This window comes from Actinomadura darangshiensis, from assembly GCF_004349235.1.
In the GTDB taxonomy this organism is placed as follows: domain Bacteria; phylum Actinomycetota; class Actinomycetes; order Streptosporangiales; family Streptosporangiaceae; genus Spirillospora; species Spirillospora darangshiensis.
Genome location: NZ_SMKY01000082.1, coordinates 24,075 through 31,969 on the forward strand (window position 1 = coordinate 24,075; position 7,895 = coordinate 31,969).

The 7,895-nt window shown below is 74.0% G+C and carries 9 protein-coding genes; 5 read left to right on the plus strand and 4 right to left on the minus strand.

Annotated features, from left to right (window positions below; all coding sequences use genetic code 11):
• Positions 1-61: 61 nt before the first annotated feature.
• From E1293_RS19385 to E1293_RS19405, 5 genes are all read left to right on the plus strand, one after another.
• Entirely contained in the window at positions 62-853 is a 792-nt protein-coding gene (locus E1293_RS19385) for a class I SAM-dependent methyltransferase (protein ID WP_132198835.1), read from the plus strand.
• 82 nt (positions 854-935) lie between these two features.
• Positions 936-1,259, plus strand: coding sequence for a YchJ family protein (locus E1293_RS19390; protein ID WP_243716330.1), 324 nt, complete (start codon positions 936-938; stop codon positions 1,257-1,259).
• Positions 1,260-1,371: 112 nt separating this feature from the next.
• Positions 1,372-2,016 carry a hypothetical protein gene (locus tag E1293_RS19395; RefSeq protein ID WP_132198837.1) on the plus strand — a complete coding sequence of 215 codons (645 nt, stop codon included), beginning with the start codon at positions 1,372-1,374 and terminating at the stop codon, positions 2,014-2,016.
• A gap of 11 nt (positions 2,017-2,027) precedes the next feature.
• Positions 2,028-2,873 (plus strand): RNA polymerase sigma factor SigJ, encoded by an 846-nt coding sequence (sigJ, locus tag E1293_RS19400; protein WP_207938944.1) that lies wholly within the window; start codon positions 2,028-2,030, stop codon positions 2,871-2,873.
• Between the two features lie 146 nt (positions 2,874-3,019).
• Positions 3,020-4,135, plus strand: a complete 1,116-nt coding sequence (locus E1293_RS19405; RefSeq protein WP_132198839.1) for an NAD(P)/FAD-dependent oxidoreductase — start codon at positions 3,020-3,022, stop codon at positions 4,133-4,135.
• A 221-nt stretch (positions 4,136-4,356) separates the two neighbouring features.
• On the opposite strand, the gene E1293_RS19410 is transcribed toward E1293_RS19405, so the two are convergent.
• From E1293_RS19410 to E1293_RS19425, 4 genes are all read right to left on the minus strand, one after another.
• Positions 4,357-5,442, minus strand: coding sequence for a glycosyltransferase (locus E1293_RS19410; RefSeq protein ID WP_132198840.1), 1,086 nt, complete (start codon positions 5,440-5,442; stop codon positions 4,357-4,359).
• The gene (locus tag E1293_RS19415) at positions 5,439-6,173 is read right to left on the minus strand and encodes a DUF2334 domain-containing protein (RefSeq protein ID WP_165978298.1); all 735 of its coding nucleotides are present in this window, start codon (positions 6,171-6,173) and stop codon (positions 5,439-5,441) included. The genes E1293_RS19410 and E1293_RS19415 overlap by 4 nt, the downstream gene beginning before the upstream one ends.
• The gene (locus tag E1293_RS19420) at positions 6,170-7,300 is read right to left on the minus strand and encodes a glycosyltransferase family 4 protein (RefSeq protein ID WP_207938945.1); all 1,131 of its coding nucleotides are present in this window, start codon (positions 7,298-7,300) and stop codon (positions 6,170-6,172) included. The genes E1293_RS19415 and E1293_RS19420 overlap by 4 nt, the downstream gene beginning before the upstream one ends.
• 92 nt (positions 7,301-7,392) lie before the next feature.
• Positions 7,393-7,895: MFS transporter (locus E1293_RS19425; protein WP_207938946.1), on the minus strand; the 503-nt coding region annotated here is incomplete at its 5' end.

Below are 7,895 nucleotides of genomic sequence, written 5' to 3' on the forward strand. Positions count from 1 at the left end.
TGCTTTCCTGTGGCGACGGCTGTGACGGGGGTCCGGCCGATCCACGTATGAAGGGCACCGCATGAGCGACGACGACTACCTCTTCGACACCGCGTCGGAGCTGGGCCTGCACCACATGAACTTCCTGGAGAACCTGTTCGACCCGATCACCGCCGACCGCCTCGACGCCGTCGGCGTCCGCGCCGGTGCGCGCTGCCTGGACATCGGCGCCGGCGGCGGCTCGGTCACCCGCCGCCTCGCCGGGATGGCCGGCCCCGCGGGCAAGGTCGTCTCCATCGATCTCGACATCGACCACCTCACCGCCGCTCCCGGGGTCACCGTGCTCCGCCACGACATCACCGAGGGCGTGCCGCCGGGCGGACCGTTCGACCTCATCCACGCGCGCCTGGTGCTGGTGCATCTGCCCGCGCGTGAACGCGTGCTCACGATGCTGGTCGACGCCCTCGCGCCGGGCGGATCGCTGGTGCTCGGCGAGCTGACCGACCGTCCCCCGCGGGTGCTGTCCGCGCCCAGCCCCGCCGACGCGGAACTGTTCAAGCGCATCCAGTACCTGTCGATGGAGATCGTGGGCCCCGCCGCGGGCCAGAGCTTCCTCTGGGGGACCGAGGTCGCGCACCGCATGGCGGACGCCGGTCTGGTCGACGTCCAGGGTGTGGAGTACTGCAGGATCACCAGGGGCGGCGACGACGGCTGCCTGCTGCACCGCAACCTCAACGTCCAGGCCGAGCCGGCGCTGCTGGCCGCCGGCGCCACGGCCGAGGAGCTGGAGCGCTACCGGGAGCTGATGCTCGACCCGCGGTTCACCGCGTGGTTCTACCAGTTCGTCTGCCTGAGCGCCCGAAAGCCCATCTGACCCGTCCAGGGGGCAGAATTCTGCCGTGGCCAAGAGATGTTTCTGCGGTGTCGGCGCCCGATACCGGGAGTGTTGTGGACGGTTGCACGGGGGTGAGGCGGCCGCCGAGACCGCCGAAGAGCTGATGCGGTCGCGGTTCAGCGCGTTCGCGATGGAGGACGAGGCGTACCTGCTGAGGACGTGGCACCCGGCGACGCGCCCGGAACGGGTCGGCTTCGAGGACGGCATGCGCTGGACCCGGCTGGAGATCGTCCGGGCGGAGGCCGGCGGGCCGGACGACGACAAGGGCCTCGTGGAATTCCGCGCCCGTTATCTGATCGGCGCCGAGCCCGGTGAACTGCATGAGATCAGCCGCTTCATGCGGCATGACGGCGAATGGGTGTACGTCCGGGGCAAGGTGACCTGATCTTCCCCCGTGCGGGCCAACGGCTTCGGCCGCACGGGGGAGGAACTGTTCTGGCGCAGGCTGCGAACGTGTGGGAGCGGGCGAGAGACGCCCGCGAAAAGGAGGCCCACACATGTCGCGGAGAACGCGCATCATCGCCGGCCTGACCGTGCTCTGCGCGGCCGGAGCGATCGGCGGCGGCAGCGCGATGGCGCAGGCCAAGGCCCCGGAGGAGGCCCACGTCACCGGGGACGCGTGGCTGAAATACCCGGGTGACCCGGAGAACCCGTACCGGCGGTTCGTCGTGGACGCGCACGGCGGCCCGTGGAAGTTCGTCAACGGCAAGATGGTCATGGGAGCCGCACGCGGAACGGTGAAATTCGACCATTACGCACCGGATACACCTGGCGGCCCCTCCAAGCACCATTGGGGCTGGATCAAAGTCGACTATGTGATGGCGTCCGGGCCGATCGCGGTCGTATCCGGCATCAGGCAGGACGACGAGCACGGCATCCCGCCCAACCAGAAACGCGCGAACCTGACCTTCTACCAGTCGCCGCGCGGCCACAAGCACGACCGGATGGGCTTCTCCTGGGGCGTCGTCCTCCCGCAATGCCAGCAGATGGGCACCGGCCCGGCGCCGTTCAGCCCCAACACCCGGGGGCCTTTCGGGAAATGGCTGAAGGGCTACACGGTCAAGGACGCGCCACTGCGGATTCCCTCCGGTGACTTCCAGCCGCCGGACAGCCCGCCCGACTGCTCCTTCGGCGGCGAGTAGGCTCCGCCTCCGTGGACGACCTGGACTGGGAGGCGCACCGCCCGGCGGTGTTCGGCGCCGCGTACCGGCTGCTCGGCAGCGTGGCCGAGGCGGAGGACGTCGTCCAGGACGTCTGGCTCCGCGCCGCCGCCGCGGACCGGTCCGGCATCGCCGACCCCCGCGCGTGGCTGGTGACGATCGGCGCCCGGCTCGCCTACAACGTCCTGAAATCGGCGCGGGTGCGCCGCGAGGAGTACACCGGCCCGTGGCTGCCCGAACCCCTCCCGACGGGCCCGGACGCGGCGGAGCAGGTGATCGTGGACGACTCGGTCGGCACCGCGATGCTCCTGGTGATGGAGGAGCTGACACCCCCGGAACGGGTGGCGTTCGTCCTGCACGACGTGTTCGACATCCCGTTCGACCAGGTCGCCGGGGTCCTTGGGAAGTCGCCGGTGGCGTCCCGCAAACTCGCGTCCCGCGCCCGCGCCCGCGTCGCGGCGGCCCGCGGTGAGCACCCCACGGCGAGCCGCGCGGAACGGCGGCGCGTCCTCACCGCGTTCCGCGCGGCGGCCGAGGGCGGCGACTTCGAACGCCTGGTCGGCCTCCTCCATCCGGACGCCGTCTACATCGCGGACGGCGGCGGCAAGACCATCGCCTCCCGCCGCCCGATCACCGGCGCCGAACGAATCGCCCGCCTCCTGTCCCGCACCGCGACCCACCGCGGGGACCGCATCGCCTTCATCGAGATAGGCGGCGCCCTGGCCCTGGCCACCTACCGCGACGACCGCATCCTCTGGCTGGACACAGTCGAAATAGAGAACGGCCGCATAACCACCGTCCACCGCCTGGCAAACCCAGAAAAACTAACCCACCTGTAGCCGCTACCCGTGATGTGAGCGAGTGCGCTCGGACCGGGCGAGCTTGGCTTCCACCGCGCCGCGGCCCGAGCACGTGTCGTGCCGGGCGGTCACATGTGAGCGGGTCGTCTTGTCTCCCTGGCGCAACCGAGAAGAGGGAGCTGGACATGTCGCACATCGTGGTCGTAGGCGGCGGTTTCGCCGGGGTGTGGGGGGCCGCGGCGGCGGCGCGAGTACGGGGGACGGAGGACCTGCGCATCACGCTGATCGCGCCGGGCGCGGACCTCGTCCTGCGGCCCCGCCTGTACGAGCCGGAGCCCGAGCGGGCGACGGTCGCCCTGAAGCGGATCCTGGAGCCGGTCGGCGTGGAGCATGTCCGCGCGTCCGTCCAGGACATCGACGTGGACGCCCGGCGGGTGATCGCGGACGGGCGTCCGATGGACTACGACCGGCTCGTCCTCGCCGCGGGCAGCCGCCTCGTCCGGCCGGACGTCCCGGGCGCCGAGCGGCTGTTCGACGTGGACACCCTGGAGGGGGCGCGGCGGCTCCGCGGCCACCTGCGCGGCCGCGACGGCTACACCACCGTCGTGGTCGGCGCCGGCTTCGCCGGCCTGGAGGTCGCCACCGAACTCGCCGCCCACGGGCGCGTCGTCCTCGTCGAGAGGTCCGGCGAGATCGCCCCCGACCTGGGCCTCGGCCCCCGCCCGGTGATCGAGGTGGCCCTCGGCAAGCTCGGCATCGAGCGGCGCCTCGGCACGACCGTGGCCGAGGTCGGGGAAGGCGTCGCCCTGCTGTCGGACGGCACGTCGGTCCCGGCCGACGCGGTCGTGTGGACGGCGGGCCTGGAGGCGAGCCCGCTCACGTCCCGGATCCCCGGCGACCGCGACGGGCTCGGCCGCCTGAAGGTCGACGCGCACCTGCGCGCGCACCCGCACGTCTTCGCCGCCGGCGACGTCGCCGCGGCCCGCGCCGACGACGGCCATTGGACGGTGCAGAGCTGCCAGCACGCGACCCCGATGGGCAAGACCGCCGGGCACAACGCGGCGGCGGACCTCCTCGGCGTCCCGCTGATCGACTTCGCTCCGGCCCCCTACGTCACGGACGTCGACCTCGGCGCGGCCGGCGGCGTCTACACGCGCGGCTGGGACCGCCTGGTGGCCCTGTCCGGCGCGGAGGGCAAATGGGTGAAGCGCTGGCTCATGGAAAAGATCCACCCGCCCGTCGACGACGCCGAGACCATCCTCGCCCACGCGGGCATCGTCACCATGCCCATCCCATTCTGACCCGCAGCCCGGAGACCTCACCCATCGGCGAGCCCCACAGTCGTCGCGCGGGGAGAACCCGAGAATCGGCAGCCGCCACACGGAGACGCACCCAAGGAGAATCGGCGCACATCCCGCGAGAACGCGCCGGGGGCACGCCCGGGGGCCAGGCGGCGTCCCGCAACACGAGCCGCGGCACGCCCCAGGGGGCGTCGGGCATCCCGCAACGGGAGGGGTGGCTGTCATTGGGGGGTGAGGACGTCCAGCATGCCGGTGGTCGTCAGCGCCCAGGGGTAGTGCTCCGCGCGGGCGCGGGCGGCGGCTCGGCGTGCCGCGGACGGCAGGCGCAGGATCTCCTGGACGCCGTCCGCGAACGCCGTCGCGCGCGGGGCCGCCGGGACGCCGGCGCCCGGGGCGAGGAGTTCGGGCACGGCGCCCCGGTCGGCGGCCACGACGGGCGTCCCGCAGGCGAGCGCTTCGAGGACGGCCAGGCCGAAGGACTCGACGGGGCAGGTGGCGAGGGCGACGTCGGCCTCCGCCAGCAGCCGGGCCACGGCGGTGCGCTCGCCGAGGTGTCCGTGGAACCGGACGGGAAGCCGCTCCCGGGCGGCCAGGTCCCGCAGCCGCGGCCCGCACGGCCCCTCGCCCACGACGTCCAGCCGGACCGGCACGCCGCGGCGCCTGAGTTCCGCCACGGCGCCGATCGCGAGGTCGGGCCGCTTCTCCGCCGACAGGCGGCCGAGGTGCACCAGCCTGACGCCGTCGTGCCCGGACGGCGGACGGGGACGAAAGACCGCGAGGTCCACCCCCAGCGGGACGCGGTGCAGGGAGGGCGCGCCGATCCGGGCGAACTCCGCGGCGGCGAACGCGGACGTGACGACGATCGCGTCGAACTCCGCCGCGAGGCGCCGGTTCCAGCGGTCCGCGAGAGCCTCCAGGGGTGTCCACGACGGGACGCGCGGGGCGAGGATCGCGTCGAGCCGCTCGTGGGAGAACAGCACGGCGCGGACGCCCCGCCGCCGTGCCCAGCGGGCCGCGACGGTGAGCGTGGCCTTGTCGGAGACCTCGATGACGTCCGGGCGGAGGCCGCCGAGCACGCGCAGCACGGGGCGCGGGTCGAGGACGAGCCGGTACCCGGGCGCGACCGACGGCCCGGGGACGGTGATGACCGGCCCGGCCGCGGTGTCGCGGCGCCCGTAGGCGGGCCCGGGGACGACGAGGGCCCGCCGGTGCCCGGCGTCGCGGTACCCGGCGCCGAGCATGTCGACGGCCGTGCGCAGCCCGCCCGACACGGGGCTGTACAGGTTGGCGAGCTGGACGATCCTCACCCGGACACCAGCGACTCGTAGGTCACCGGACGGCCGCCCGCGGCGAGGGCGGCGTCGACGGCGGCGAGCGCGGCCCGGCGCAGACCGGGTCTCGCCAGGTCGGCCGGGTGCAGGGCCAGGCGGAACGGCGTCCGCGTCCTGGCGAACACGCGGACCGCGCCGGTCATGAGGCGGGCGCCGGCGCGTTCGCCCGCTCCGCCGGGGCGGTGCGACAGCGCGGGCATCCGGCGGAACGGGCCGCCGGGCAGCGCGTGCACGCCCAGGTGGCTCGTCCAGTACGCGAAGCCGAGCGTCGCGAGGGCCGTGCGCGTGCCCGGTGACGCGAGCCAGCCGGGCGGGGTGAAGCCGGTCACCCGTATGCCCGCCTCCGCGAGGAGTCCGCGCCCGGCCTCCAGCCGCCGGACGGCCTCGCTCTCGGGCAGCGACCAGAACTCCCCCGCGCCGCGCACCAGCATCCGGTTCACACCCGCGCGCCACCGCGGCCCGCCGGGTACGCCCGCATGCAGGTAGCCGTGCAGCGCGAGTTCGTGGCCCCGTCCGGCGGCCGCACGCAGGGAGGCGGCCAGGTCGTCGTCCTCGGGAAGGGCGGGGCCGCCCCCGAACGGTCCGGGGATCACGAGCAGGGTGCAGGGCGCGCCGCGCTCGTCCAGGTCGGCGAGCCACCGCGCGGTGGGTCCGGCGGTGGACGGCGCCACGTCGTGGATCGACACGACGAACGGGAACGGCCTCACGCGGCCTGCTCCATGCGCCGCCGTTCGGCGGTGCCGTCGACGATGTCCCGGTAATGGCCCATCAGCTGCTCGCAGACCGCGTCCCAGCCGCGTCCCCGCACCGACTCCCTCGCCTGGACGGCCATCCGCCGGCGCATCTCGACATCGTTGACGAGGGCAGCGACCGCGGCACGCAGCTCGGAGCCGTCATCGGGCGCGTAGAGCAGCCCGTTCACGCCCGGCCGGACGAGGTCGAGCGGCCCGCCCGCCGCGGCGGCGACCACGGGCACGCCGGAGGCGAGCCCCTCCTGCACCGCCTGGCAGAACGTGTCGTCCGCGCCCGTGTGGACGAACACGTCGAAGGACGCGACCAGCTCGGACAGCTCCGCCCCGGTGCGGAACCCCGTGAAGACGGCGTCGGGCATCCGGCGGCGCAGCCGCTCCTCCTCCGGCCCCGCGCCGACGATCACGATCTTCGCGCCGGGCACGCCGACGAGCCGGGTGAGCATCTCCGGCCGCTTCTCGGCGGCCAGCCGTCCCACGAACCCGACGATGGCGCGGCCGTCCGGCGCGAGTCGGCCCCGCAGCTCCGGGGACCGGTGGGACGGGTTGAACCGATCCTGGTCGACGCCCCTCCCCCAGTGGGCGAGCCGCGGCACTCCGCGCCGCTCCAGCTCCGCCAGCACGGGCGCGGACGGTACCAGCGTGCGCTCCGCGCCGGAGTGCAGGCGGCGCAGCCACCACCAGATCAGCGGGTCGGTGCCCCGCAGGCCGTAGCGCCGGGCGAACCCGGCGATGTCGGTCTGGAACACCGCGAGCGCGGGAACGTCCAGCCTCCTGGCGGCCGCGAGCCCGGACGTGCCGAGCACGAACGGCGAGGCGATGTGCGCGACGTCGGGCCCGAAGTCGCGCAGGATCGCGGTGACGCGCCGCGTGGGGATCCCCACGGCGAACGACGGATAGAACGGCGGGTAGAAGCTCCGGACTCTGGCGACCGGGGCCCCGGCATGGTCGGCGGGCCCGGGACCAGGCGCGACGACGACGGCCTCATGGCCCTGGGCGGCGAGGTGTTCGAGAACGCGGCACACCGAGTTCGTGACCCCGTTCACCTGGGGCAGGAACGACTCGGTCACGATGGCGACCTTCACGGCCGAGAGGGTCTCCAGCGCGTTCTACGTCCGGACCGCCTCCCGACACCGGTGAGGAGAACTTCACGCGAACGGAACGTCCGCCTCGGTGTTCACGCCGTCGCCCTGAGCCGCCACCCGCAGCGCGCCAGCAGCACCACCAGCAGGGCGGGTGCGACGAAGACGGCGGCCCGGAGCGTGGTCAGATCGGCGAGCGTCCCGAGAACGAGCGGGGCGACGCCGATCGCCACGCCGGACGCGAGTGCGCAACGCGCCGCGGCCCGCACAGGCTGCGACGGCCACGCGGCCAATGCCTGCCCCAGGATGACCGGATACAGCAGCGCCACCCCCAGACCGACCACCGCGAGCCCGGCGACCGCGAACGGTGCCGGCAGCGTCCACAGGATCGCGAACCCGCCGATGCCGACGACGGCGGCCACCGCCAGCAGCCGGTCCGGCCGCCCCGCGCCCCTGACGACCGGCCCGGAGAAGGCCCGTCCCACCGCCATGCCCAGGACGAACGCCGCGGACAAGGTCGTCGCCGCCCCCGACCCGAGTTCCTTCACCGACCGCAGGAAGTCCGCCGCCCAGAACACCATGCAGAACTCCACCCCGA